This window comes from Micromonospora sp. LOL_015, from assembly GCF_048060275.1.
Lineage (GTDB): Bacteria > Actinomycetota > Actinomycetes > Mycobacteriales > Micromonosporaceae > Micromonospora_E.
Genome location: NZ_JBHMIO010000178.1, coordinates 1 through 561, shown reverse-complemented (window position 1 = coordinate 561; position 561 = coordinate 1). Strand labels below are relative to the sequence as shown.

At 71.8% G+C, this 561-nt stretch carries 1 protein-coding gene; it reads right to left on the bottom strand.

Going from position 1 to position 561, the window contains the following annotated elements; all coding sequences use genetic code 11:
- The coding region (locus ACFHWU_RS29365; protein WP_416592335.1) for an acetaldehyde dehydrogenase (acetylating) at positions 1–561 on the bottom strand (561 nt) is incomplete at both ends.

The following is a 561-nucleotide window of genomic DNA, read 5'->3' as shown; positions in this document are numbered from 1 at the left end:
GACCGGGTCGAACTGCACGGCCTGTTTGAGCCGGTAGCCGGGCACGTACCCGGCGACCGACCGGACCATGGCTTCCACCGAGGCGGCTACCTTGCCGGTGTCCACGCCGGCTGGGACCAGGCAGTAGACAGTGTCGCGCATCAGCAGCGGCGGGTCCGCCGGGTTCAGCACGATGATCGCCTTACCCCTGCCGGCACCGCCGACGACCTCCAGGGCGCGGGCGGTGGTCTGGGTGAACTCGTCGATGTTCGCCCGCGTCCCAGGGCCGGCCGAGCGGGACGCGATCGACGCGACGATCTCCGCGTAAGCCACCGGGGCCACCGCCGCGACGGCGGCGACGACCGGTACCGTCGCCTGCCCACCACAGGTGACCATGTTGACGTTCGGCTCGGCCAGGTGCGCGTCCAGATTGACCGGCGGCACCACGTACGGGCCGACCGCGGCCGGGGTCAGATCCACCACCGTCCGCCCGTACGCCTGCAGGATCTCGTCGTTGCGCCGGTGCGCGCCGGCCGACGTGGCGTCGAACACCAACCCGACGTCGGCGAACTCGGGCATCGC